This is a genomic window from Anaerobacillus sp. CMMVII (genome assembly GCF_025377685.1).
GTDB lineage: Bacteria > Bacillota > Bacilli > Bacillales > Anaerobacillaceae > Anaerobacillus.
On record NZ_JACEHK010000006.1, the window covers coordinates 121,731 to 147,978 of the forward strand.

Consider the following 26,248-nt stretch of genomic DNA (forward strand, 5'->3'; position numbering starts at 1 on the left):
AAATTAGTAGTATAAGGACATAAAGGAGATTTCAGATGAAAAAATATTTATTGGCTTTACCATTCTTATTTATTCTTGTTATGCTACTAATTTCTTTTGATTTTTTTGCAAGAGGTACACAGCAAACGGCTGATCCAAATGAAGCGGAAATTGGTTTGGAAGAAGTTGATGACAAGTTGGTCAAAGACGAAATTGTTGAAGAACCAGAACCAGAGCCCGAACCAAAGATTGAAGTTTACCAAGCGACCATTGCCGGGGTAGGTGATATTTTAATCCACGAATCTTTGTTTAAAGATGCAAAAAAAGCAGATGGCACCTATGATTTTAAACCGATGTTTGAGCTTGTAAAGCCCTACATTCAGCAGGCTGATGTAGCTTTCGCTAACCAAGAAACCATGTTAGGTGGTGTTGAATTAGGGTTATCCGGCTATCCGATGTTTAATAGCCCTTATGAAGTAGGTGACGCCCTAATTGATACTGGATTCGATGTTGTTAGTATCGCTAATAATCATACGTTAGATGCTCGTGAGCAAGGGATCTTAAATGCGATTGAATACTATAACGAGAATAACCTTCTGTATACAGGTGCTTACAAATCTTCTGAAGATCGTGAACAAATTCGTGTTCTTGAACGAAATGGTATTACCTTCTCATTTCTTGCTTATTCGTATGGGACAAACGGCATTCCAGTTCCAAATGGAAAAGATTACTTAGTTAATTTAATTGACGTCGAAATAATCAACGATGAGATTATTCGAGCAAAAGCGATTTCCGATGTCGTTGTATTAAGCCTTCACTTTGGTAATGAGTATGAGCCTTTACCGAACGAATTACAAAAATGCTTGTTAACGAATTTGCTGGTACAGGGGCAGATATCATCTTTGGGCATCATCCCCACGTCTTGCAACCTGTTGAATGGATCGTACAAGAAGATGGAAGAAAAACATTTGTCACGTATTCTTTAGGTAATTTCTTATCTGGACAACAAGGCATTGAACGCGAGATTGGTGGTATTGTTCAGCTAGAAGTAATGAAAACTGTTGAGGGTGAAGATGTAACGATTGAGTTACGTGATCCACGTTTTCTACCTGTATTTACCTATAAAAACAATTGGAGAAATTATAAACTTTATCCACTGCATGAGATTAACGATAATCAGATCTTAGTTAACTCGGAAAAACATCTTGAAGAAACAAAAAAACATTTGTCACAATGGTTACCAGAATTAAGATTTGATTTTGATTTTTAAGTGAGTACATCTTGGAAGAATTAAAAAAATAAAGAGAAGAGGTTGGAATCAGTAATGGAACCAACCTCTTTGTCTTTATTGATGGCTGCCTTCTCGTAGAAATATGAATTATTACCTGAATGATTGTCCATAAATCCACAATGCTTATGAAAAGAGCCTTATTGGTCAACTAAATTTACTTTGGATTTTTTCATGTGTCATTTCAATTTTGAAGGAAGGATATATAAATACTCGATCAGACCTTCCAATAATTCTATCATTAGTCTCGACATATCCTCGTCGATATCTTGTTCAAGCTCAAGTATTTGATGAAACTTACTGTTAGGCTGAACGAGTTGACTTAGAGAAACGATCGGTCTTGAAAGATCCAAATGCTTTGGCAAACTTTCCATCTGACTAGATAAAGGTTGCCCTTTTACTTTATCGCCTAGAAAACTCTTCATCACACTTTCTAGAACTCGTTTTGACATAACTGCAGTTGCCGAGGGATCTTTTAATTGTTGAACATTGACAGCTGAACGATAGACACGTATCAGATCCTCAGGAATTTTTGTATCACTTTCTATTTGTGCCAGAGGCATTTTGTTATCATAAATAAAAACCTTCACTTCATCGCTCGCTTGGTCTATATAGTCACAAATCATGATAACAAAGGACGTCATCGATTTGCATTCCGAACAATTCCCTTTAGAAAATAAACCAATTCTGTTCGCATGGCAATCTGTTTTCAATGTAAAAGATGCCGTTTTACAGCATTCAGGGCATTTGCATGCTACTTCTTTTGGAATTTTAAGATGTCCATACTGACTGTAAGATAATATGGAGCTTGGCCATATTCTTCTCATGTTCAAAACCTCCTAAATCAAACCACATCAAGAGCGCCTTTAGAAGACGCCTTTTATCTTAGAATATCCTACTTACAATTTTTCCAATTATAAAATGAAATGTAAATTATTCCATGCACAAAATGTACCAGCAAAGCTTTCGAATAGTGGTTTCAACCTTATCGAATATTTAATTGGTGCATGACCTCAAATAACAGTTCAGGATCATCAGTTATAATTCCGTCAACACCTAAAAGTAGGAGCCTTTCCATTGTATCTCTGTCATTGATGGTCCAATAGTAAATTTGTAAATCGTGCATCTTAGCTCCGTCAATCAGCTTCTGATCGATCAGATGAAAACCATTAGATTTCTTCGGTAATTGGATGGTATCAACTCTAGGGGAATACAAGGCTGATAAGTAGAATTTATGCAGGAATACGAATTTTGCAGCTTCTCTTTTTCCACCACTAACTGCTACTGTACCGCCTGCAATTTTATTAAATTGGTCCATGATGTCTTGCTCAAAGGATGAAATAACAACCCTTGATTGCATATTATACGACTCAATAAGATCCCAAAGTACTTGTTCAATTTCTGGGGATTGAGCTTTAAGTTCAATGTTCATATAATTATTTGGAAATTCCTCAAAAACTTCACGTACCGTAGGGATTGTGATTCCTTGATTGCGAAAAATGAACAAACCCTCAGTATTGGTATAAGAGTACCCAGCATCAAGTTCTTTTATCTCGGCTAATGTAAATGAATCAACCCGTCCTTGACCGTCAGTCGTCCGATCGACTGTAAAATCGTGAATGACGACAAGGTGGCCGTCCTTCGTCATATGAACATCGAATTCTATTACATCTACTCCAATATCGATGGAATGTTGAAACCCAGGCAGCGTATTTTCGGGAAACGTTGAGCCTCCTCGATGAGAAATTACTAAAGGCTTAGGTAATTCGATGAAAAAAGGGGTCACTTCTCGATTTTGACCGTTACTAAGAAAAGAAACCATGGTGAAAATAAAAACGAGAAGAACCAAAAAAATCAAACTATATCTAAGTTTTCCACTTTGTCTTGTAACAGATAATCGTTTGAAAAAAAGCATTGAATTCTCTCCTTTATGAAAATTTAGAAAAATTAGTTAGTTATATAGTTACGCTAGGTTAATTGTGATAAAATTAAAGCGGTTGCAAGTAAGATACTATCAGAAATTGTTTCTGAAAGGAAAATTAAGGGATTATAACAAGTCTATTATTGATATTTAAGGGGGATTCGTTGTGAGAGAAGTTGTAATTGTAGGAGCAGCAAGGACACCAATTGGTAGCTTTGGTGGGACATTATCTTCATTATCTGCAGTTGATCTAGGAGTTATCGCAGCAAAGGAAGCACTAAACAGAGCTGGCGTTACCCCAGAAATGGTTGATGATGTTTTAATTGGTAACATCCTTTCGACTGGATTAGGACAAAATCCTGCCAGGCAGGTTGCTATTCATGCCGGAATTCCAGAGACAACAACAGCAACAACAATTAACAAGCTTTGTGGTTCTGGATTACGGACCGTGAGTATGGGGGCCCAATTTATTATGCTTGGTGATGCGGATGTTATTTTAGCTGGAGGAGTAGAAAGTATGAGTAATGCTCCTTATATGCTTAATAATGCGAGATGGGGACTTCGCATGGGTGATAACCAAGTCATTGACACGATGATTAAAGATGGATTAACGGATGCTTTTAACAACTATCATATGGGAATTACTGCTGAAAACATTGCTGAACAATGGGAATTATCTAGAGAAGCTCAGGATGAATTTGCCTTAAACAGTCAATTAAAAGCAGAAAGAGCACAAAATGAAGGGAAGTTTACAGCTGAAATTGTGCCTGTGACAATTCCACAACGAAAAGGAGAGCCAATTGTTGTTGCTAAAGATGAATATCCGAAACATGGCTTAACTATTGATAAGCTTGCGAAATTAAGACCTGCTTTTAAGAAGGATGGAACAGTAACAGCTGGAAACGCTTCTGGAATTAACGATGGAGCAGCGATGCTCGTATTAATGGCAAAAGAAAAAGCGGAAGAGCTTGGCTTAAAGTGGCTAGCAACAATTAAATCATATGGCAATGCTGCCCTTGATCCGAAAATTATGGGGTATGGTCCAGTTCCTGCTACAAAGCAAGCTTTGCAAAGAGCTAACCTAACAATTACTGATATTGATTTAGTTGAAGCAAATGAGGCTTTTGCAGCTCAAGCACTTGCTGTTGCCAGAGACTTAGAGCTTGATGAGAAAAAAGTAAATGTTAACGGTGGTGCTATTGCCTTAGGTCATCCAATTGGAGCCTCTGGTGCTAGAATCCTAGTTACTTTACTATATGAAATGGAACGTCAAAATGCCAAAACAGGACTCGCGACACTTTGTATCGGCGGTGGCCAAGGAACAGCGTTAATTGTAGAACGGTAATAAGTAAGCGGTTACTTACCTAAAATAGCGATAAAAAGCAAGCCCATAGAAGGCTTGCTTTTTTACAATGTATTTTTAAATTTCACGTACCGTACTGTCAGAATATATTTGTTTTTATCATAGTAATTAAGGAATGTTACTTTAAAAACATCCCTCTTTCCCGTATTATGTAGAAAGGGGGCGAAATAATGTCGAATGCATCTAGAAAAGAACAAGGCAGAAAAGGAAAAAAAACAATGTTGGTCATTTTGGTGGTAGCAATGGCTGTCATGTTGGGGCTAATTGCAGGGGGATATTATTACTTGTCAACTCAGCAAAAGCAAGTTTCATATTTTCATATTGAAAATTCAATTGTTTTTAAAGGTGAAATCTACGATCAAAGTGCGGTTTATCAAAATCACCAGCTCTATCTGCCGTTACAATTTATCGTGGATCACTTCGATAAGGGAATAACCTACGATGAACAAAGCCAATCAGTTATTATCATTTCCAATGAAAATATTCTCCGCTTTCCAAAGCAAAAGCTAGAAAAATACGTAAATGAACAAACGTTTGAAATTGAGGTTGAAACCCTTATAACCGAAAATCAAGAGCTTTATGTAGAAATTGAGCAATTAGAAAACATTTATCCGTTTGAATATACTTTTTTTGAAGAAGAAAGTGTCGTTATTTACATGGATGGGGAAGAAAAACAGTTCGGCTATGTAAGAGAAACTTCAAAGCAAAAAGACCTAAAGATTAAAACAGCAACTACCTATTTCTCTGATTACTTTGAACATGTAATGCCTGGTGAAAAGCTATATATTGAAGCTGAAGAAGCTACCTATTACCGGGTAAAAAATGCGAAAGGAATTTCAGGATTCATAAAGAAATCAGTCATAGAAGAACTTGACTCCGAAGTCATTGCAGTTCACAGAGATCAAGCCTTTCGACAATTACAATATCCCGAGTGGCCCATTAACTTAACCTGGGAAGCTGTCTATTCTAAAAATCCTGATGTAGACACTTTACCGGAGCTACCAGGCATTAACGTTGTTTCACCAACTTGGTTCAAATTGAAAAATGAAGAAGGGGACATCCATAGTCTTGCTTCGATCTCTTACGTTCACTGGGCAAAGGATCGTGGCTATCAAATTTGGGGTCTATTCTCAAATGATTTTGATCCTGAAAAAACGCATATCGCTTTGCAAAATTTTGAAACTAGACAGAAAATAATTCGACAATTACTGCAATATAGCGAAATGTACGACTTAGATGGCATAAATGTAGATTTTGAAAATGTTTACTTAAAAGATAAGGATTTAGTAACCCAATTTGTTCGAGAATTAACGGCTTTAGCTCATCAAGCTGGCTTAATTGTGTCTATGGATATTACTTTTATCTCTACGAGTGAAATGTGGTCAATGTTTTATGATCGTAAGGCTTTAACTGACATCGTTGATTACATGATTGTCATGGCATATGACGAACATTGGGGAACATCTCCTATAGCAGGTAGCGTCGCTTCATTCCCTTGGGTTGAGAGAAACCTTGCGAGATTATTAGAAGAAATTCCGAGTGAACGTTTGATATTAGGAATACCTACGTATACAAGGATATGGAAAGAGCAAGTAACAGAAGGTGGAAACATAGAGGTTTCCTCAAAGGCGTACAGTATGCGGGCCATAGAAAGTTGGATTGAGGAACGTGAATTAACACCTGAATATGATGAAGCTAGTGGTCAAGATTATGTTGAGTTTTATGATGAAGAAGAACTAGCTACGTATAAAATTTGGATTGAAAATGCTAGTTCGATCTCTAAACGAGGACAAATGGTGCATGACTATCATTTAGCCGGTGTTGCCTCCTGGAATCGATTTTTTGCAAATGATGAAAGCTGGGAAGCGTTAAATGAGGCGCTAAATCCGGAATAATTGATTTGTTTATCCTATAAGCAACACAAAAGAGAGGGTCACGAGCCGCTGAGCTCGTGACCTTTTTTTGAAGGATAAGTAATGGATAAAATTTCAACGTAATAACAGTTTAGCTCCAAGGCACATCAATGAAGTTACTTCATTGCAGGTTTTGCGACGAGTAAACGAAGTGACGCAGGAGCACCGCCCAGCCCCACGAGGTCAAATAACCTTCGTGAGAAAAAGTGAACTTCCTTTTTCCTAGAATAAAAGTGAAAGAGCACACTTTTTTTCTGAAGAACATTTGATTGTCGCTACTCCTGCGGTTACTCGTCGCAAACAAACCATCTGCTCCTGCGGTTACTCGTCGCAAAGCAGAGAAGTAACCCGAAGAAGTTCCTTGGCTACCTAGGGAAAAAGTACTACACTTTTTCCTAGGGCGCTAGCGCTTTTCTTGTCGTTGGGCAGTAGTACGGTCAGGAAAGACGGTGGCATGTGCCCAAATTCGCATACAGTGCAGCGTGCCATCCAAACGAGAGTAAAATAAAGGTTGTGATTTTACTACCTGGGGTATTATTTACTTTATTTTATTCCTAGATATAGGTAAAATAAAACTGTAAATGAATTGCAATTTAAACAAGGGGTGGAGACATTGGCAATAATTAATCCGGAACGTACAGAAATTAAAGAAATCCTAGCAACTAACAAAAGAATCGCAGTTGTAGGTTTATCAAACAACCCAGAACGGACTTCATATATGGTTTCTGAAGCAATGCAAAATGCTGGATATGAAATTATTCCTGTAAATCCTGTCGTTGATGAGGTGTTAGGTGTAAAAGCAGTTGCAACACTTAAGGATATTGAAGGGCAAGTAGATATTGTTAATATCTTTAGACGAAGCGAGTTTTTACCCGAGTTAGCAAAAGAAGCTGTTGAAATTGGTGCTAAAGTATTTTGGGCTCAATTAGGTGTTGAAAATGAAGAAGCGTATCAATATTTAAAGGATAATGGTATGATAGTCATCATGGACCGTTGTATCAAAGTTGAGCATGCACTAACAAAGTAAGATGTAAAAAGCAGAGTTCTACTTCAATCAATTAGAGCTTTTGTAGTGAAGAAAATAGTAAAAAATAGGAAAATCCTCTTGCCATTTTTTAGGGAATAAGAGGATTTTTTCTATTTATATGGAAAACAAGCTTGAAAAATAAGGCTTTAAGAAGTATTGTAAATAAGGACAGTGTCGAACGAATACCATTTTATAATTTTTTTATTGATAGAAACAATTGTTCGTATTATATTTAATTTAGTAGAAACTGCTATTATATGAAAACGCTGTAAATCAGAAAGAAGTTCGGAAGGGAGTCTATCTATTTGGCGACAAAAGCGAAATTTGACTATAACGATGATGCCATCCAAGTGTTAGAAGGACTTGAGGCGGTTAGAAAACGACCAGGAATGTACATTGGTAGTACAGACTCCAGGGGCTTACATCATCTCGTATATGAGATTGTCGATAATGCTGTAGATGAGGCATTGGCTGGTTATGGAAATGAAATTAAAGTAACCATTCATAAAGATAATAGTATTAGTGTTGAAGACGAAGGTCGTGGAATGCCTACAGGAATGCACAAGATGGGAAAACCGACACCTGAAGTTATCCTAACCATCCTTCATGCTGGTGGTAAATTTGGACAAGGTGGTTACTCAACGAGTGGTGGACTTCACGGGGTAGGTGCTTCCGTTGTAAATGCACTATCTGAATGGCTAGAAGTAACTATTAAACGTGATGGGTTTATTTTCAGGCAGCGGTTTGAACAAGGTGGGAAGCCTGCAACAACGCTAGAAAAAGTAGGCACTACGAAAAAAACGGGAACAACTATTCATTTTAAACCCGACAAAACAATATTTAGTACAATCATTTATAATTTTGAAACATTAACAGAACGTTTGCGTGAAGCTGCATTTCTTTTAAAAGGCTTAAAAATCATCTTAAAAGATACTAGAGCTGGGAAAGACGATCAGCAAGAAGTGTTCCACTATGAAAATGGTATTGAGGCATTTGTTGAATACTTGAACGAGGATAAAGAAACGTTACATCCTGTTGCATTTTTTCAAGGGAAAAATCAAGGGATTGAAGTCGAATTCTCATTTCAATTTAACGATGCATACACCGAAAATGTTCTTTCATTCGTAAATAATGTTCGTACGAAGGACGGTGGAACTCACGAACTAGGCGCAAAGACGGCCATGACAAGGATAATTAATGAATATGCTCGCAAAATGGCCTTACTGAAGGAAAAAGAGAAAAACCTTGATGGTTCAGATATTCGCGAGGGCTTTACGGCAATTGTGTCTGTCCGTGTTCCAGAGGAAAAACTTCAGTTTGAAGGGCAAACGAAAGGTAAGCTTGGGACAGCGGAAGCTCGTTCAGCTGTAGACGCTGTGGTAAGTGAACAGCTTTCATTTTTCTTAGAAGAAAATCCAGACATCAGTTCTTTATTAATAAAAAAAGCGATAAAGGCTTCACAAGCTCGTGAAGCTGCAAGAAAAGCTCGTGAAGATGCCCGTAGTGGGAAAAAGTCGAAACGTAAAGATGCTCTATTAAGTGGAAAGCTAACTCCTGCTCAATCGAAAAACCCGAGCCGTAACGAACTTTACCTTGTAGAGGGAGATTCAGCCGGTGGTTCGGCTAAGCAGGGACGTGACCGTAAGTTCCAGGCTGTTCTGCCGCTAAGAGGAAAAGTCATTAATACCGAAAAGGCGAAACTTGCGGATATTATGAAAAATGAAGAAATTAGAACGATGATATATGCGATAGGTGCAGATGTTGGTGCAGATTTTGATATTGATGAAATCAATTACGATAAAATCATTATCATGACAGATGCTGATACTGATGGAGCACATATCCAAGTATTACTTCTAACATTTTTCTATCGATATATGAGACCACTGATCGAAGCAGGGAAAGTATACATTGCGCTACCGCCTTTATATAAAGTTAGTAAAGGTTCAGGGAAAAAAGAAGTAATTGAATATGCTTGGGATGAGAATGGTTTAAAAGAGGCCATGAAAAAAGTTGGAAAAGGCTATATTATCCAACGATACAAAGGTCTTGGAGAAATGGACGCTACTCAGCTATGGGAAACGACCATGGACCCGGAAACAAGAACGCTTATTCGTGTAAAACTACAAGATGTAGCACGTGCAGAACGACGTGTCTCCACATTAATGGGTGACAAAGTAGAACCTCGTCGTAAGTGGATAGAATCAAACGTTGCCTTCGGTTTAGACGAAGAGACAAACATCTTAGAAAATGAAAATTTGACGTTAATTGAGGAGGAATAAGTTTGTTGTCTGCCGATAAATATTTAGACCTTCCCTTAGAAGACGTAATTGGGGATCGCTTCGGTCGCTACAGTAAATACATTATTCAAGAACGGGCCTTACCCGATGCACGAGACGGATTGAAGCCTGTTCAAAGAAGAATATTATACGCCATGCATAAAGAAGGAAATACAGCGGATAAACCGTTTCGTAAATCTGCGAAAACGGTCGGTAACGTAATCGGTAACTATCATCCACATGGTGATTCATCGGTATATGAAGCCATGGTTCGTATGAGTCAGGATTGGAAGTTACGCTACCCTTTAATCCAAATGCATGGTAACAATGGATCGATTGACGGTGATCCACCTGCAGCAATGCGTTATACAGAAGCGCGTATTTCGGCAATTGCTTCAGAAATGCTGAGAGATATCGAGAAAGAAACCGTTGATTTCATCCCGAACTTTGATGATTCTGAAGAAGAGCCGGTGGTATTACCAGCGATGTATCCGAACCTTCTTGTTACTGGTTCAACGGGTATTTCCGCAGGATATGCAACCGACATTCCACCTCACCAGCTAGGTGAAGTAATTGATGCGGCGATTATGCAAATGGAAAATCCAGATATTACCCTTTCTGAACTGATGACGGTTATAAAAGGTCCTGATTTCCCAACAGGGGGAATTATCCAGGGGGCGGAAGGTATCCGGAATGCCTATGAAACTGGTAAAGGAAAAGTTGTAGTTCGCTGTAAGGCTGAAATCGAGTCTATGCGCGGTGGGAAACAGCAAATTGTCATTACTGAAATACCTTATGAAATTGTTAAAGCAAACCTTGTAAAAAAAATAGACGAAATTCGCTTTGACAAAAAAGTTGATGGAATCGCTGAAGTTCGTGACGAAACAGATCGGACGGGTCTTAGAATTATTATCGAATTGAAAAAAGATGCCGATGCTGCTGGGATTTTAAACTATTTATATAAAAATACAGATTTACAGATAACCTATAACTTTAATATGGTTGCGATTTTTAACAAACGTCCAATGTTGCTTGGTTTAAAGCAACTATTACAAGCGTATATTAACCACCAAAAGGAAGTTATCACAAGACGATCTAGTTATGAATTAAGAAAAGCTCAGGAACGTCATCATGTTGTAGAAGGCTTGATCCGGGCCATCTCAATTTTAGACGAAGTCATTGAAACGATCAGAGCATCGAAAGATAAGCGAAATGCGAAAGATAATTTAATTAGCAAGTTTGAGTTTACAGAAGCTCAAGCAGAAGCGATTGTGACATTACAGTTATATCGTTTAACAAATACTGACGTAACAATCCTTCAAAAAGAAAGTGATGAACTAGACAAAAAGATTGCACTTTTAACTGAGATTTTAAATAGTGAGAAAAAATTAGTTCAAGTCATCAAAAAAGATTTATTAACAATTAAGAAAACATTTAATGACGAACGTCGAACTGTTATTGAAGCTGAAATCGAAGAAATTAAGATTAATCTTGAGGTATTAGTTCCAGCTGAAGATGTGATTGTCACTGTTACCAAGGAAGGCTATGTTAAGCGTACAAGTGTACGTTCGTTTACCGCCTCAAATGGAGAACCAACGGGAATGAAAGAAGGCGACCGTATTATTGGTCAATTCGAAACGAATACGACCGATACGATCCTGATTTTTTCAGCAAAAGGAAATTACCTGTTTATTCCGGTTCACCAGCTTCCAGATATTCGCTGGAAAGATCTTGGCCAACACGTAGCAAATATTGTCCCATTAGAACGTGGCGACGAAATATTAAAGGCGCTACCAATCAAAGAATTTTCGGAGGATAAATTCCTAATTTTCTTTACGAAGCAAGGTATGGCTAAACGGACACCTTTGTTAGAGTATCAAGCGCAGCGTTACTCGAAGCCACTTATGGCCTTAAAGTTAAAACAAGATGACATTGTTGTAGATGTTCATCTAACAGATGGCACTCAAGATGTGTTTATTGCAACTGCTTTTGGTTATGGTCTTTGGTTTGAAGAAGAGGAAATTAGTGTCGTCGGACAAAGAGCTGCAGGTGTTAAAGGAATTAATTTAAAACCTGGCGATGAAGTGATTAGTGGTTTTACGCTAGCAAAAGAAGAAAAACAACATCTATTTGCACTTACACATCGTGGCGCATATAAAAAGATGAATCTCACTGAATTCGATAAAACATCGAGAGCAAAACGTGGGTTAATTATGTTAAGAGAATTAAAGAGCAATCCGCATCGCTTACTTGTTTTAAAGAAAGTCGACAATCATTCGATTTTATATTTAAAAACAGATAAAGGCGTTGAAGATGCATTAGAAATGGCACAAATTAGGCCAAGTGATCGCTATAGTAATGGCTCATTTATTATCGATACAGCGAAAGATGGCTCAATCATTGATTTATGGGAAGAACGAAAAGTAATAGAGGGTGAATCAAAACCTGAGTAGCTATGGCTACTCAGGTTTTTCCTGTTTGGTCTAAAGAGGTAAAGCTAATTTCGTTAAAATGTAGGGGATTAATGTTAAAATTATTATTCATCAGTTTAAATAAGGTTTAACGATAAAGGAGTACTCAATAATGCAAAACGGGATTGTTTTGGTCGTTAGTGTATCAATATTTAGTGCAGATAGAGTTTTAATGATAAAAGAAAATAAACCTACTGCTAAAAATAAGTGGAACTTTCCAGGTGGGCGGATCGAATATGGTGAGGACATTCTTTCTGCAGCAGCAAGAGAAGTAAAAGAGGAAACGGGATTGGATGTTAAACTTAACGGAACAACTGGGTATATATAATTTTTTCAGTAGTACAAATAACCAAGTTATCCTATTTCATTTTACAGGTGAGGTTATTGGTGGTTCTATTAATCTAGAGCAAGATGAAATCTCAGACAGTATGTGGGTAAGGTTAAAAGATCTTTTAATAATTGAAAATAAACACTTACGGGAACCAAAAGTTCTTAAACAAATAATAGGCAATTTGGTTAAAGAGATTGTACATCCTATTAGTTTGTATAATGAGACTTTGATAAATAGATCTTAGTATTTTGGTTAGGATAATAAGAATTTTCTTGGAGGTTATTTATTGAGAAATAGAGGTTCGGTTGTCATTGTAGAAAATAATAGCGTTGTACTGATTAAACGAATTAGGGATGGTTCAGTGTATTATGTTTTCCCTGGTGGTACCATTGAAGAAGGCGAAAATCCTGAGACAGGGGCAATAAGAGAGGCTTTTGAGGAGTTAGGTGTAAAGGTTAGTATTAATGAGTGCCTAGGAAAGCTTGAGTTTAATGGTACACAATACTTTTTCATGGCCGAGATTATTGGTGGATTGTTAGGTACAGGTAAAGGTGAAGAATATAATGTAAATAGAAATAGAGGGATATATTTGCCGATGTGGGTAGATATAGAAAAGTTATCTAACCTTGATGTTAAACCACAAGAAATTGCTCTAAAAGTACAAGCCTTATTCAAGGTAAAATAGTATTAGTTTGAAAGAGGTGCTCTTGCACCTCTTTTCGCATGCAAGTACATGTATCTTAGTTCATTCTTACCTCAATGCATCTTTTTCAATATTAACTTCTTCAATCAGCTCTTCCATATCTTCTTTAGGTGTATTATGAACCCGATTTTCTAGGTCATTAAACTTCTGATCGACATTGCGGGGATTCGCATCTGCGCTAATACCCATTTCTTTGCCGATACTATCATTAATAATGCTTTCCTTTTTTCCATCTGGATGAGTGCTTCTAGGTTGAAATCCTTTTTGTGGAGCCACTTTAAAACCTCCTCATACTTTTTCTCTATTACTTTTTGCTAAGTTTTGAAAATATATTAGTCTCGTATGAAGTGACTTAACATTTTTATTTAAGGCTATCTTCGTAAACATTGTTGAATAATGGCAGTTAGTCCCTCAGAAAGGCTGTTTTTCGTAAACTTTGTTGCTTTTGGGTCGTAACCAAGCATTCACTTGGTTACGACCTAAAAGCTAATAGGATAGGAACAATCTTTTAGAAATGAGCGTTCAATAAAGATACTTATTTAAATATTCTAATTATTAATGGTAAATACGAATAATACAACAAGCCTAACCATATAGTTTACTAATTCTACTATGAAAGGAGTGTTTTAATTGAATGGGATTGGTTTAGCTCTTATCGGAATGCTTGTATTCTTCTTTGGGTATCGCTATTATTCAAAATTTATCGCAGAAAAAATTTATCGACTGGATCCAAATTACGTTACACCTGCTCATCAGTTTAATGATGGAAAAGACTTTGTGCCAACGAATAAGTTTGTGTTGTGGGGTCACCACTTTACTTCGGTTGCAGGCGCAGCGCCGATTGTAGGACCAGCAATTGCCGTTTACTGGGGCTGGGGACCAGCGTTTTTATGGGTTATTTTAGGAACAGTTTTTGCAGCTGGTGTCCATGACTTTGGTGCATTGGTGCTATCTGTTCGAAACAAGGGTCAATCAGTAGGCACATTAGCGCACAAATTGATTGGCAAACGCGCTAAGCTTCTATTCTTATTCATTATTTTAATCCTTGTGTTAATGGTAAATGCGGTGTTTGCTTGGGTTATTTCAAATCTATTCATTAAATTTCCAGCGTCAGTATTACCGGTATTTATTCAAATTCCATTAGCAATTTGGATTGGTCATGCCGTATACAAAAAGAAAGGAAACATGTTACTGCCTTCGATCGTTGCTTTAGCGGTTATGTACATCACTGCGGTTATTGCTAGCCGTGTGCCAGCATTGCAAATCGATCTTGTAAGCTACTTTGGTGGTGCTGAGACAACTGTAGCCTTCGGTTTAAATGGAGTAGCAATGTCGTTCTTTGTATGGATCCTCATTTTGATGGCGTACGTGTATGTTGCATCGACATTACCTGTTTGGAAACTATTACAACCAAGAGATTATATTAACTCACACCAATTGGTTGTTGGATTACTCATTCTGTATTTAGGATTGTTTTTCTCAAATCCTTCATTAACAGCTCCAATGACAACAGGTGCTTCAGATGTACCATGGTTCCCACTTCTGTTTATCACGATTGCTTGTGGGGCGATTTCAGGTTTCCACGGCTTAGTATCTTCGGGGACTTCTTCAAAGCAATTAAATAAAGAGACGGACGCTCGCTTTGTCGGATATTTAGGTGCTGTAGGAGAAGGTTTCCTTGCGTTAATCGCTATTATCGCTGTATCTACGTATTTTGCTACGACTGGTGATTTCTTAGCAACATACGAAAGCTTTGCTGCAGCAAGTGCGGGTGGTTTAGGCGCCTTTATTAATGGTGCAGGGCAATTAGCCACAGGTATACTTATTCCAGCAGATATTGCATCGACAATTGTAGCTGTCATCGTGGTTTCGTTTGCGGCGACAACTCTAGATACATCTGTCCGTTTAATGCGTTATATCATTGCCGAACTTGGAAGCGAATACAAAATTCCGTCGCTTACAAAAACACATGTTGCAACAACGGTTGCGGTAGTTTCGAGTGCTGCGTTAGTTCTATTACCTGAAGGACCTAATGGGTTTGGTTCTGGTGGATACGTTCTATGGCCACTATTTGGAACGTCAAACCAATTATTGGCTGGGATAACTCTATTATTAATTACGATCTGGTTAAAACGGCAAGGACGTAACTTCCTACCAACTCTTATACCAATGTTGTTCCTCTTATTTATGACCTTATGGGCAATGATCCAACAAGTTGTCTTTGGTTGGTCAGGGTATAATGGTGGTAGTGCAAATATGCTACTATTTATTCTTGGATCAGTTATTTTAGTCTTTACTTTCTGGATATTTATCGAAGCAATTGCAGCTTTGAGTAATAAGAATAAGCTAGACAACTTTGATAATTAATACAAAAGGGGATTGGTTATGCCAATCCTCTTATTCTAAATCATTGGTTGAAGATTTCCGCGAATTTCGATATACCATACAAAGAATAGAGTGAGGCATACTTATGGAAAAATTATCGTTAAAACGTATCTTTGAACTTTATGACGAGATGCTCCGGGTTCCGCACCGTGCTGAAATTTATCGGGAATTACAAGCAGAAGACGATTTGTTTTTGCTTCTTGTTTATTCGGACATGCTTGGTATCCCTAATCCTGCCTTTTATTACACATTAGAACTTTACCCTTATATTTTAGAAAAATTTCATGACTGGCATTTACGGATGGGGATTGAAAAATCACCTTTAGATGGAATTCGTTGCTGTTAATCTAGTAAAAAGGATGAATGTTTATGAGAGACTTATTTTCAAAAAAAATTATTTTTATTGGTGGAAAAGGTGGGGTTGGAAAGTCAACGACAGCTGCAGCATTCGCATTACTTTGTGCGAAAAAAGGAGAAAGAACACTGCTTGTTTCTACAGATCCTGCCCATAATGTTGGTGATATTTTTCATATGAAGGTTGGTGGGAAAATTAAGAAAGTATCTACCAACTTATTCGCTTACGAAATTGACCCAGAAAAAGAAACGAAAAAATACATGAATAGCGTGAAAGAAAACTTAAGAGGAATGATTAAAACAAGTTTAATGGACGAGGTTCACCGCCAAATTGATACCGCTGCCGCTACACCAGGCGCTGACGAAGCGGCAATATTTGATACGATTTCATCGATAATCCTTGAGGAGCAAGACCATTTTGATAAAATTATCTTTGACACCGCCCCGACAGGACATACCATTCGTTTGCTATCTTTGCCAGAACTAATGGGAGTTTGGATTGATGGCATGATTGAACGTCGCAAAAAAATCAATACGAACTATAGCCAACTCTTAAACGACGGCGAACCGGTGGAAGACCCGTTGTATGAAACATTACAAAAAAGGCGACAAAAGTTTGCGAATGTTCGTGAAGTATTACTTAATAGTCAATTAACAGGCTTTGCTTTTGTACTCATTCCCGAGCGTCTTCCTATTTTAGAAACTGAAAAAGCAATTGAACTTTTAGCTAAATACCATTTACAAGTTGAGACACTATTTTTAAACAAAGTACTGCCAGCAACCGCTGATGGTAGTTTTCTAGAAAAGCGAAGAACGATTGAAAAACAATACTTGGCGTTAATCCGAACGAAATTTAAAGACCAAAACTTAATAAAAATCCCGTTATTTGAAGAAGACATAGCAAATGTAAATGCCTTAGATGTGTTTGCAAGTTGGATTGTTGAATCGTCAGAAAAAAATATCGTTTGAAATACCGATCATTCCTAGGTGCACCTTAGGGATGATTTTTTTTATGGTCATGTTGCACCAGCTAAACCCGTTTATCACAAAAGGAATATTTTGTAAATATTTGACTAACGAAATTTTGGAATGATTTAACCTAACTGTAAATAAACTTTAATGCATATTACAAAAAGATTACAAAAATGGGAGGTATTTTTTTGAAAACAAAGCGTTTATTACTTTTTTCCCTTCTTCTTGCGTTAGTTCTTTTGTTTACAGGTTGCTTCAGTCAAGAAAAGGAAACTACTGACAAACCGGAGCCAGGAAACACAACGACAGACCCTAAGGATTCAACTGATGGTAAAAAGGATGATGAGAAAGCAGAAAAGAAAGTTCTAAAGTTGAACAACGTTTCTAATCCAGGTTCACTTCATCCACAGCTAGCGCAAGGGACGCATGAATCTTGGGTGCTTGAGCATTCCTTTGAGGGTCTTACAAAGAAAACTCCTGAAGGAAAGATTGTTGCTGGGATGGCTGAAGATTGGGACGTAAGTGAGGATGGCTTAACTTGGACATTTACATTAAAGGATCATGTTAAATGGTCCAATGGCGAAGCTGTTACAGCAGGTGATTTCGAGTATGCATGGAAATTTGGTCTTGATCCTGCCAATGCTTCTTACTACTCCTATCAGCTATACTATCTAGCTGGAGGAGAAGAATTTAATACTGCTGAAGATGGCGCGGACATGGACGCCCTTCGTGATGCTGTCGGAGTTAAGGCTTTAGACGAAAAAACTTTAGAAGTAAAGCTTGCGAAACCAACTCCATATTTCTTGGATTTAACATCATTTTATACGTATTATCCGATTAACCAAGCGAACGCAGAAGCTCATCCAGATTGGGCATTAAACGGAGATAATTACGTGTCTAACGGGCCGTTTGTCTTAGCTGAGTGGAAGCAAAAAGAAAGTATGAAAATTGTAAAGAATGAAAATTATTATGACAAAGACAGTATTAAGCTTGATGAAGTTCAGTTTGTCATGATTGATGATGAGAATACAGCTTGGCAAATGTATCGAACAGGCGAATTAGATCTGGTCTATCCACTGCCACAAGATGTAACTGGTCAATTAAATGCAAGTAACGACTCTGAATTTAGAATTGGACCTGATTTGGCCGTTTATTATTATAACTTGAATACAACGGTGAAACCTTTAAACAATGCAAAAGTCCGTCAAGCGTTAGCGATGACCATTGATCGTGAGGCGATTGTTGAACACGTTTCCCAAGGAGGTCAAACTCCTGCATATGGGGTTGTACCTGCTGGAATACCTGATGTTAGTGGGGATTTTAACGAGAATGGCGGAAAATTATTTGAAGAAAATGCAGAAAAAGCAAAAGCTTTACTAGCAGAGGGATTAGCAGAAGAAGGACTTACTAGCTTCCCGAACATGGTGCTAACGTATAATACGAGCGAAGGTCACAAAGCTATCGCTGAAGCGATTCAAGAGATGTGGCGTAAGAATCTTGAAGTAAATATTACTCTTGAGAACGTTGAGTTCCAAGTAAAGCTAGATCGTGAAAAAGCAGGGGATTTCCAAATTTCCCGAGCTGGTTGGATTGGTGACTATGTTGACCCAATGACCTTTATTGATTTATGGCACTCAAAGTCACCGTTCAATGATGCTAGATTTAACAATTCAGAATACGATAAGTTAGTTGAACTCGCTCAAAGCACGATGGATCAGTCAGTTCGCATGAAGGCAATGCATGACGCACATGAGATCTTAATGGAAGAAATGCCGGTCATTCCGATTTACTTCTATACTAAGCCTTACACACTTAAGCCTTATGTAACTGGAGTGTTTGATCCAATTAATAGCTACCCACAATTTATGTACGCTGATATTACGAAATAATTTGGTTTAGGGTATGTTCTCAATTTATTGGGAACATACCACATTTTTTCTTGAAAATTGTAAAGGATTTCATAGTTTACTAACCTTAAGGAGGTGTGGCGGATGTGGAAGTATATTGGCAAGAGAATGTTATGGTCGTTAGTAACCTTATGGGCGATTATTACGATTACCTTCATTTTGATGCATAGTATTCCCGGAAATCCATTTTTGCAGGAAAGCAAAATGCCACCATCGGTTTATGAAAATCTACAAAAACATTATAACCTGGATCAACCAAAGATCGTTCAATACGGTCTATATTTAAAATCGTTATCAAGCTTAGACTTTGGCCCATCGATGAAATCTTCGGCAATGACCGTTAATGATTATATAAAACAAGGTTTCCCTGTTTCCTTACACTTAGGCCTTCAAGCTTTAGTAATAGCTGTAACTTTTGGTTTGATATTAGGAGTAATCGCGTCACTACATAGAAATAAGTGGCCTGATTATCTTTCAATGGTACTCGCGATTATTGGGATTTCTGTACCAAACTTTATTCTCGCTACGTTTTTAATTAACTTTTTTGCCGTTGAATGGGGACTGCTGCCAGTAGCATTATGGAAAGGCTGGTCATATACAATCCTACCTTCCATTGCTCTTGCAATGATGCCCATGGCTTATATTGCGAGATTGATGCGCTCGAGTATGCTTGAGGTCATGAACCAGGATTACATTGTTACTGCTAGGGCGAAGGGATTGCCTAAATCCGTAGTTATTATCAAGCACGCGATTCGTAATGCAATTTTACCAGTTGCTACAGTCTTAGGGATTATCTCAGCAAATCTAGTAACTGGCAGCTTTATTATTGAGAGTATATTTGGGATCCCTGGGATGGGAGAAATGTTTGTAAAAGGTATCGGTAATCGAGATTACCCAGTCATTTTAGGTTCCACGATCTTTTATAGCTTTATACTAATCTTTTTAATTTTTATCGTGGATATTGCCTATACATTAATAGATCCTAGAATAAAAATTTCAGGGGAGAGTAAATAAATGGATAAAGGAACAGGTTGGCAATTGCGAGAAGACCACTTTGAACCACTCGAAAAAAATAGTAGCGAAGCAGAAAAAATTGCGAGACCCAGTGTATCATATTGGTCAGACGCCTGGAGACGTTTAAAAGAAAATAAATTAGCAATGCTAGGTTTAATTATTATTATTTTCTTAGCGGTCATGGCGATTATCGGACCCTATTTAAATGAATATACGTATTATGAACAAAATTTCATGGAAAAAAATCAGCGACCGAGTGCCCAACATTGGTTCGGGACTGATCAGGCCGGAAGAGATTTATTTACTCGTGCTTGGCATGGGGCAAGAATTTCATTGTTTATTGGGCTTATGGCTGCTTTAATCGACTTTGTCGTTGGAGTTCTCTATGGTGGTATATCAGCAATACGTGGTGGAAAAACAGACAATGTATTAATGAGGATTGCTGAAGTTTTATACGCAATTCCCTATTTGTTAATGGTAATCATGATCATGATTGTTTTAGAAAGAGGAATATGGCCGTTAATTATCGCGATGACAATTACCGGATGGATCCCTATGGCCAGACTTGTGCGCGGTCAGGTTTTACAACTACGAGAATTCGAGTTTGTTCAGGCAGCTAATGCCATGGGCGCAAGTACCTGGTGGACATTACGAAAGCATATGATTCCAAATACGATGGGTCCAATCCTCGTAAATGTAACCTTAACTGTTCCTTCTGCGATTTTTGCAGAAGCAACCTTAAGTTTTCTTGGACTTGGAATACCAGCTCCACAGGCTAGCTGGGGGACAATGGCCTCGGATGCTTTAGGTAGTATATTAGTGGGTAATTTTTATCAACTGTTCGTACCAGCGATTTTGATATCGTTAACAATGTTTGCTTTTAATGTTTTAGGTGACGGGCTTCGAGATGCACTTGACCCACGTCTACGAAACTAGGAAAAGGAGGGGAAAAGATGGAGCCATTGCTTGAAGTCAAAAACTTAGAAGTTTCCTTTCATACGTATGCAGGTGAAATACAAGCGGTAAGAGGGGTAAGTTTTACAGTAAAGCGAGGGGAAGCTGTAGCGATTGTTGGGGAGTCAGGATGTGGGAAAAGTGTCACGGCAAAAACAATTATGAAACTACTTCCTGACCCACCTGCTAAAATAAAAAATGGTAGTATTTTATTTAATGGTGAGGAACTAACGTCAAAAACAGATAGAGAGATGCAACGAATTCGTGGAAACGAAATCGGTATGATTTTCCAAGATCCTATGACCTCCTTAAACCCGACGACGAAGGTTGGACACCAAATTGCTGAAGGTCTCATACGCCATAAAAAATTATCTAGATCACTAGCGTTTTCACAGGCAATCGAAATGTTACATCTAGTCGGCATTCCTAACCCTGAAAAACGAGCCAACCAGTATCCCCATGAATTTTCAGGTGGAATGCGTCAGCGAGCGATGATTGCGATTGCTCTTGCCTGTCAACCGAAATTATTGATTGCTGATGAACCAACAACAGCATTAGATGTCACAATACAGGCACAAATTCTTGAGTTAATGAAGAGCTTACAAGCAAAATTGAATACATCGATTATCTTAATCACCCATGACTTAGGGGTTGTTGCTGAAACCTGTGAAAAGGTAGTTGTGATGTACGCCGGCCAGGTAGTGGAAACAGGTACGATTGAGGATATATTTTCTTCACCAAAACATCCTTATACTAAAGGATTATTAAAATCAATTCCCCGTCTTGATATGGATCGGAAAAAAGCACTTGATCCCATTCACGGTTCTCCCCCTGACTTATTAGATCCTCCTCGTGGGTGTGCTTTTTATCCGCGGTGTGAACATGCAATGAAAGTCTGTAATGAATTCCGGCCCCAACTAGAACAAATTGATGGAAAGCAACAGGCATCGTGCTGGCTATACCACCCAATGGCTAAGTCGATAGCTTCTAAGGGAGAATAGGGAGGGAAATCAATGGTAGAACAACCGCTATTGGAAGTTAAGCAATTAAAAAAATATTTTGATGTAGACGGAAAAAAGTTAAAGGCTGTGAATAATCTATCCCTTTCTATTAGGGAAGGGGAAACCGTTGGCTTAGTTGGTGAAAGTGGCTGTGGGAAGTCTACAGCTGGAAAAACAATCATCAGATTGTATAATCCCACTGGTGGAGAAGTATTTTTTAATGGTGTGGATATCTCACGCCTCTCCCCGAAAGAAATGAAGAAATTGAGACGACAAATGCAAATTGTCTTCCAGGACCCATATGCTTCTTTAAATCCAAGGATGACCGTCGAAGACATCATTGGCGAACCTTTGGATTTACATAAAGCAGCTACAGGAAAAGAGCGGAAAAAGCGAATTAAAGAATTGCTTGAGCTTGTTGGGTTAAACGCTGAACATATGAGTCGTTTTGCTCATGAATTTAGTGGTGGACAACGACAAAGAATAGGAATTGCCAGGGCTTTAGCGTTAAACCCAAAGTTTATCGTCTGTGATGAGCCAATCTCTGCACTTGACGTATCGATCCAGGCTCAGGTTGTAAACCTGCTAAAAGAACTTCAACAAAAACTAAATCTAACGTATCTGTTTATCGCTCATGATCTTTCAATGGTAAAATATATTTCTGATCGCATTTTAGTCATGTACCTTGGAAATATGGTAGAGCTAACAGATAGCGAGACACTATATGATGAACCGTTACACCCATATACAAAGGCATTATTATCATCAGTGCCAATACCGGATCCGGGGCTTACTCGAGAAAGAATTATCATAGAAGGAGAAGTACCAAGTCCAATAAACCCACCAAGTGGTTGTGTTTTTAGAACACGCTGCCCAGTCGCGATGGATATCTGTGCCCAACACATTCCTGAATGGAAAGAAGTGAAAAAAGGACATTTTACCGCTTGTCATTTATTTGAGTAGGTGGTTTAAGGTGTGCTTAACGGTTGATTAGTCTTATTTACCTCTTTTAGAACAAACGTTCTACAGGTGTCGACATGAACATTTGGTACAATAGTAAAATGGTAATGACTTTTAAATGGGAGTATGATTTAGCTGACTTTTCCATTAAAATACAACGGATCAATTGAGACAGTGGATACGAGCTTTTGGGATACACTTCCGTTCCAAAATACTAGAAGAAGCGGTGAAGAAGACGAGGAATAATCTAAGCATATAATTATTTACGTCCCTAAATGGAAAGGTGTGAGGGAAGGACACTGCTTGGTACTTGTATGAATCGGTTGAATCTGTAGAAGGCATTTATCGTTAGGGTAGGTGTCTTTTTTGTTTCGATAATACTACATTCTATTGTGGGGCGGTGGGGGAACGAGCTTTATTTCCATTGTTATACATTGACGATCTTGGCTCTTTTTAGTAATATACCTAATAGGGTATTTGTGACCTAAAAACACCAAGGAGTGATAAAAATATGGAATATATCAATTACCTATTATTTGGACTAGTTGTTTTCTTTCTTGTTCAACGGTTTATACCAGTTAAAGGTGTTCGCCAGGTAACAACTACAGAATTAAAAAGGAATTAAAGGATAAATCAAAACAATTTATCGATGTACGTACACCAGGAGAATTTAACTCAAATCATATTCGTGGTTTTAAAAATATCCCGTTACATCTAATCACTCAAAAAGCTGGTGAACTTTCTAAGGAAAAGGAAGTTGTGCTTATTTGCCAAAGTGGAATGAGAAGTAACAAGGCTAGTAAAGTATTCAAAAAACATGGTTTCAAACAAGTAACGAATGTAAGAGGTGGCATGAGTAGTTGGGGAGGTTAAAATTTCATATACAAAAATCCCTAGTCAAATTATTTGACTAGGGATCTCTAGCGTTATAGAGTATACCTATATGAGTATTGGGGGTGTAGTCTCTCAGAAGGATCCTTCATCTAGGAAGTGAGAACTTAGAGTGCGAATGTTGTACATTTTGAATTAAGGGAGGAATTTTCATGTTTGATTATACAGTTGAAGCAACAACAGGAATAGATGAAACGATTGAAAAGTTAAAAGGGGCTTTAGCCGAGGAAAAATTTGGTGTCTTATGGGAATTCGATATTCAAGCAAAACTACAAGAAAAAGGTTTAGAGTTTTCAGAACCATATAAGGTTTTAGAAGTTTGTAATCCACACGAAGCAAAAAAAGTCCTTGATAAAAGTAAGATGGTAGGTTATTTTTTACCATGTAAAATTGTCGTATATAGTGACCAAGAAAAAACGAAAATCGGCATGCCAAAACCAAGCTTTTTAATACAAGCTATCCAAGATGAAGAATTAAGCAGTATTGCAATGGATATTGAAAAGAGGCTAGTATCGGCTATAAATAGAAGTATATAGGGTTGATTATACTTCCAGATGTTTAGTTGGCAGTCAAAAATATCATGTGAGAAAGAGCCTAAAGGTTATATTGCCTTTAGGCTCTTTAGTTTTTAGTTCGGTTCAGTAGCAATATTCGTCGCAAATTGTTTTAATAAGGATAGATTAAAAGAAAATGTTGAGAGTAACAAACCGAGATTCAGAAACAACAGCCATATGACAGAAAGGAAGAGGGCAAATATGTATAAAATACTGATAGTTGAAGACGATGAAACCATTTCTTCTATTTTGGAGGAACATTTAAATAAGTGGGGTTATAAGACCTCAAGAGTTGTAGACTTTAGTAATGTTCTTTCAATATATACTAGTTTTGAGCCTCACCTTGTATTAATGGATATTAATCTACCATTCTATGATGGTTATTATTGGTGTACTAGATTTCGGGAATTCTCTAATCTTCCTATTGTTTTTATTTCATCTAGAGATTCAGATGCGGATAAGATCAGGGCTATTTCACAAGGCGCGGATGATTATATCGAAAAGCCATTTTCCATGGATCTATTAATAGCAAAAACTCAAGCGACACTCCGGCGTGCTTATTCGTATATTAATCATAATTTAGACGTACTACAACATCGTGATTTACTACTAAACGCAGAGCGACAGCAAATGATTAGCGGTGAACAACAAGTTGAACTTACAAGAAATGAATGTAGGATATTAACTCTTCTTGTCCGAAACCAAGGCAATGTTGTTTCGCGGACAAGGCTTATAAAAGCATTATGGAATGATGAAAGTTTTGTCGATGATAATACACTCACGGTTAATGTGAATCGATTACGAAAAAAGATGGAGATTGTAGGACTAGGTGAATATATAAAAACAATCAAAGGTGAAGGGTATCGTTTACTATGAGCTTCTTAGACTATTTAAAAGAAAGATGGATAACCTATGTTTTTTTCTTCCTTGCTAGCTCTTTTTCATATACCGTTTATAAGCTTGAGCAAAACTTATCTAGTAGCCAATCAAACGTAGACTATATTGCTACTGGCTGTGGACTTTTGCTTGTATTGTTTGTGGCAGTTGATTTTTATACAATCAAATCGCGCTTCAAAAGAATGAAAAGATTTTGTGAACTACATGCTAGCACAGAAGAAGTAGCTAATTTTACATATCCTTTAGATAGGAAGTACGGAGAACTTGTCCAAAATATCATCGTAGCAGATGAAGAGTTCCAGGCTAAGATACGTACAACATATGCAGATGAGTTAGATTTCATAAAAAAGTGGTTACATGATGTAAAGGTTCCAATTTCCGCAGCAAAATTAATTTTAGAAACTAGTGAAAATGAGATGCCCCCTAAAGTTTATCAAAGCATAGATAACGAATTATTTACCATCGAAAATTCAGTAGAAAAGGTTTTTTATGAGATAAAAACCAATCGATTTTATGATGATTATAAAATATCGGCGGTGAATACGAAGAGACTCATTTCACTTGCGCTTAAGGACTATGCAAATTTTTTTAGCTATAAAAAACTTACCCTTTCCATTAAAGGAGTGGAAGGTATTATATTGACTGATGAAAAATGGAGTACCTACATCCTTTCGCAAATCCTCTTCAACGCCGTAAAATATACGGACTATGGAGGGGGAATTGTCATTCAAACAGATGTCGTTGATCTGGAAACGACCATTTCGATTAAAAACTACGGAAGCGGTATTTTAGAAGAGGACATTGGCCAAGTATTTAATAAAGGGTTTACATCGTCTGTCCAAAGGCATGGAATGAAGGCTACAGGCTATGGATTATATTTAGCTAAGAAGCTAAGTGACATGTTAGGCCACAAATTAACAGTAAACTCTCACTATCAAGAATATGCAGAGTTTAGAATAACCTTTATGAAAACTAAGACAATTCATGATGTGACAAAAATGTAAGATTAGTATAAAAAATGTTAGATGATTCGATTTTTCCCATCTGTATTCTGAAGTATAGTTAGATCAAGAAATTACGGAGG

General features: G+C 37.6%; 20 protein-coding genes and 3 pseudogenes. 20 read left to right on the forward strand and 3 right to left on the reverse strand.

The window, feature by feature from the left end:
• Nucleotides 1-80: 80 nt before the first annotated feature.
• Nucleotides 81-1,249, forward strand: a pseudogene (locus H1D32_RS09805) (CapA family protein).
• A 197-nt stretch (nt 1,250-1,446) separates the two neighbouring features.
• Here H1D32_RS09805 and H1D32_RS09810 read toward each other — a convergent pair.
• A complete protein-coding gene (locus tag H1D32_RS09810) occupies nt 1,447-2,094 on the reverse strand; it encodes a DUF4145 domain-containing protein (protein WP_261178097.1) in 648 nt (215 codons plus the stop codon).
• Nucleotides 2,095-2,252: 158 nt separating this feature from the next.
• Nucleotides 2,253-3,182, reverse strand: a complete 930-nt coding sequence (locus tag H1D32_RS09815; protein WP_261178098.1) for a glycerophosphodiester phosphodiesterase family protein — start codon at nt 3,180-3,182, stop codon at nt 2,253-2,255.
• A 172-nt stretch (nt 3,183-3,354) separates the two neighbouring features.
• On the opposite strand from H1D32_RS09815, the gene H1D32_RS09820 reads away from it, so the two are divergent.
• The 7 genes and pseudogenes from H1D32_RS09820 (at nt 3,355) to H1D32_RS09850 (ending at nt 13,257) form a co-directional block, all read left to right on the forward strand.
• The gene (locus tag H1D32_RS09820) at nt 3,355-4,533 is read left to right on the forward strand and encodes an acetyl-CoA C-acetyltransferase (protein ID WP_261178099.1); all 1,179 of its coding nucleotides are present in this window, start codon (nt 3,355-3,357) and stop codon (nt 4,531-4,533) included.
• A 188-nt stretch (nt 4,534-4,721) separates the two neighbouring features.
• The gene (locus H1D32_RS09825; RefSeq protein ID WP_261178100.1) at nt 4,722-6,446 is read left to right on the forward strand and encodes a glycosyl hydrolase family 18 protein; all 1,725 of its coding nucleotides are present in this window, start codon (nt 4,722-4,724) and stop codon (nt 6,444-6,446) included.
• Between the two features lie 631 nt (nt 6,447-7,077).
• The gene (locus H1D32_RS09830) at nt 7,078-7,491 is read left to right on the forward strand and encodes a CoA-binding protein (RefSeq protein WP_261178101.1); all 414 of its coding nucleotides are present in this window, start codon (nt 7,078-7,080) and stop codon (nt 7,489-7,491) included.
• A 305-nt stretch (nt 7,492-7,796) separates the two neighbouring features.
• Entirely contained in the window at nt 7,797-9,773 is a 1,977-nt protein-coding gene (gene parE, locus H1D32_RS09835) for a DNA topoisomerase IV subunit B (protein WP_261178102.1), read from the forward strand.
• Nucleotides 9,774-9,775: 2 nt separating this feature from the next.
• Complete coding sequence (gene parC / locus H1D32_RS09840) at nt 9,776-12,223, forward strand: DNA topoisomerase IV subunit A (RefSeq protein ID WP_261178103.1); 2,448 nt, start codon at nt 9,776-9,778, stop codon at nt 12,221-12,223.
• A 127-nt stretch (nt 12,224-12,350) separates the two neighbouring features.
• Nucleotides 12,351-12,816: pseudogene (locus H1D32_RS09845) on the forward strand (NUDIX hydrolase).
• A 42-nt stretch (nt 12,817-12,858) separates the two neighbouring features.
• Nucleotides 12,859-13,257 (forward strand): NUDIX hydrolase, encoded by a 399-nt coding sequence (locus H1D32_RS09850; protein WP_261178104.1) that lies wholly within the window; start codon nt 12,859-12,861, stop codon nt 13,255-13,257.
• Nucleotides 13,258-13,323: 66 nt separating this feature from the next.
• Here H1D32_RS09850 and H1D32_RS09855 read toward each other — a convergent pair whose 3' ends face one another.
• Complete coding sequence (locus tag H1D32_RS09855) at nt 13,324-13,551, reverse strand: hypothetical protein (protein WP_261178105.1); 228 nt, start codon at nt 13,549-13,551, stop codon at nt 13,324-13,326.
• A 354-nt stretch (nt 13,552-13,905) separates the two neighbouring features.
• Between H1D32_RS09855 and H1D32_RS09860 the strand changes: the two genes are divergently transcribed.
• From H1D32_RS09860 to H1D32_RS09915, 12 genes and pseudogenes are all read left to right on the forward strand, one after another.
• The gene (locus H1D32_RS09860) at nt 13,906-15,642 is read left to right on the forward strand and encodes a carbon starvation CstA family protein (protein ID WP_261178106.1); all 1,737 of its coding nucleotides are present in this window, start codon (nt 13,906-13,908) and stop codon (nt 15,640-15,642) included.
• A gap of 103 nt (nt 15,643-15,745) precedes the next feature.
• The gene (locus tag H1D32_RS09865; protein WP_261178107.1) at nt 15,746-16,006 is read left to right on the forward strand and encodes a cory-CC-star protein; all 261 of its coding nucleotides are present in this window, start codon (nt 15,746-15,748) and stop codon (nt 16,004-16,006) included.
• Between the two features lie 23 nt (nt 16,007-16,029).
• Nucleotides 16,030-16,983, forward strand: a complete 954-nt coding sequence (locus tag H1D32_RS09870) for an ArsA family ATPase (protein WP_261178108.1) — start codon at nt 16,030-16,032, stop codon at nt 16,981-16,983.
• Between the two features lie 191 nt (nt 16,984-17,174).
• Entirely contained in the window at nt 17,175-18,875 is a 1,701-nt protein-coding gene (locus H1D32_RS09875; protein ID WP_261178109.1) for a peptide ABC transporter substrate-binding protein, read from the forward strand.
• Between the two features lie 102 nt (nt 18,876-18,977).
• A complete protein-coding gene (locus H1D32_RS09880; protein WP_261178110.1) occupies nt 18,978-19,907 on the forward strand; it encodes an ABC transporter permease in 930 nt (309 codons plus the stop codon).
• Nucleotides 19,908-20,843, forward strand: coding sequence for an ABC transporter permease (locus H1D32_RS09885; RefSeq protein ID WP_261178111.1), 936 nt, complete (start codon nt 19,908-19,910; stop codon nt 20,841-20,843).
• Nucleotides 20,844-20,860: 17 nt separating this feature from the next.
• Nucleotides 20,861-21,862, forward strand: coding sequence for an ABC transporter ATP-binding protein (locus H1D32_RS09890; RefSeq protein WP_261178112.1), 1,002 nt, complete (start codon nt 20,861-20,863; stop codon nt 21,860-21,862).
• A gap of 12 nt (nt 21,863-21,874) precedes the next feature.
• A complete protein-coding gene (locus H1D32_RS09895) occupies nt 21,875-22,825 on the forward strand; it encodes an ABC transporter ATP-binding protein (protein WP_261178113.1) in 951 nt (316 codons plus the stop codon).
• Between the two features lie 508 nt (nt 22,826-23,333).
• A pseudogene (locus H1D32_RS09900) lies at nt 23,334-23,695 on the forward strand (rhodanese-like domain-containing protein).
• A 170-nt stretch (nt 23,696-23,865) separates the two neighbouring features.
• Nucleotides 23,866-24,249, forward strand: a complete 384-nt coding sequence (locus tag H1D32_RS09905) for a DUF302 domain-containing protein (RefSeq protein WP_261178114.1) — start codon at nt 23,866-23,868, stop codon at nt 24,247-24,249.
• 219 nt (nt 24,250-24,468) lie between these two features.
• Nucleotides 24,469-25,143 (forward strand): response regulator transcription factor, encoded by a 675-nt coding sequence (locus H1D32_RS09910; protein WP_261178115.1) that lies wholly within the window; start codon nt 24,469-24,471, stop codon nt 25,141-25,143.
• On the forward strand, nt 25,140-26,168 hold the full coding sequence (locus H1D32_RS09915; protein WP_261178116.1) for a sensor histidine kinase: 1,029 nt from the start codon (nt 25,140-25,142) through the stop codon (nt 26,166-26,168). The genes H1D32_RS09910 and H1D32_RS09915 overlap by 4 nt, the downstream gene beginning before the upstream one ends.
• Nucleotides 26,169-26,248: the final 80 nt, after the last annotated feature.

Bases quoted from the DNA above. Each gene is read 5' to 3' on its own strand.
- H1D32_RS09810 (WP_261178097.1), bottom strand. From the start codon at position 2,094: ATGAGAAGAATATGGCCAAGCTCCATATTATCTTACAGTCAGTATGGA.
- H1D32_RS09815 (WP_261178098.1), bottom strand. From the start codon at position 3,182: ATGCTTTTTTTCAAACGATTATCTGTTACAAGACAAAGTGGAAAACTT.
- H1D32_RS09825 (WP_261178100.1), top strand. From the start codon at position 4,722: ATGTCGAATGCATCTAGAAAAGAACAAGGCAGAAAAGGAAAAAAAACA.
- H1D32_RS09865 (WP_261178107.1), top strand. From the start codon at position 15,746: ATGGAAAAATTATCGTTAAAACGTATCTTTGAACTTTATGACGAGATG.
- H1D32_RS09870 (WP_261178108.1), top strand. From the start codon at position 16,030: ATGAGAGACTTATTTTCAAAAAAAATTATTTTTATTGGTGGAAAAGGT.
- H1D32_RS09880 (WP_261178110.1), top strand. From the start codon at position 18,978: ATGTGGAAGTATATTGGCAAGAGAATGTTATGGTCGTTAGTAACCTTA.
- H1D32_RS09885 (WP_261178111.1), top strand. From the start codon at position 19,908: ATGGATAAAGGAACAGGTTGGCAATTGCGAGAAGACCACTTTGAACCA.
- H1D32_RS09890 (WP_261178112.1), top strand. From the start codon at position 20,861: ATGGAGCCATTGCTTGAAGTCAAAAACTTAGAAGTTTCCTTTCATACG.
- H1D32_RS09895 (WP_261178113.1), top strand. From the start codon at position 21,875: ATGGTAGAACAACCGCTATTGGAAGTTAAGCAATTAAAAAAATATTTT.
- H1D32_RS09905 (WP_261178114.1), top strand. From the start codon at position 23,866: ATGTTTGATTATACAGTTGAAGCAACAACAGGAATAGATGAAACGATT.
- H1D32_RS09910 (WP_261178115.1), top strand. From the start codon at position 24,469: ATGTATAAAATACTGATAGTTGAAGACGATGAAACCATTTCTTCTATT.
- H1D32_RS09915 (WP_261178116.1), top strand. From the start codon at position 25,140: ATGAGCTTCTTAGACTATTTAAAAGAAAGATGGATAACCTATGTTTTT.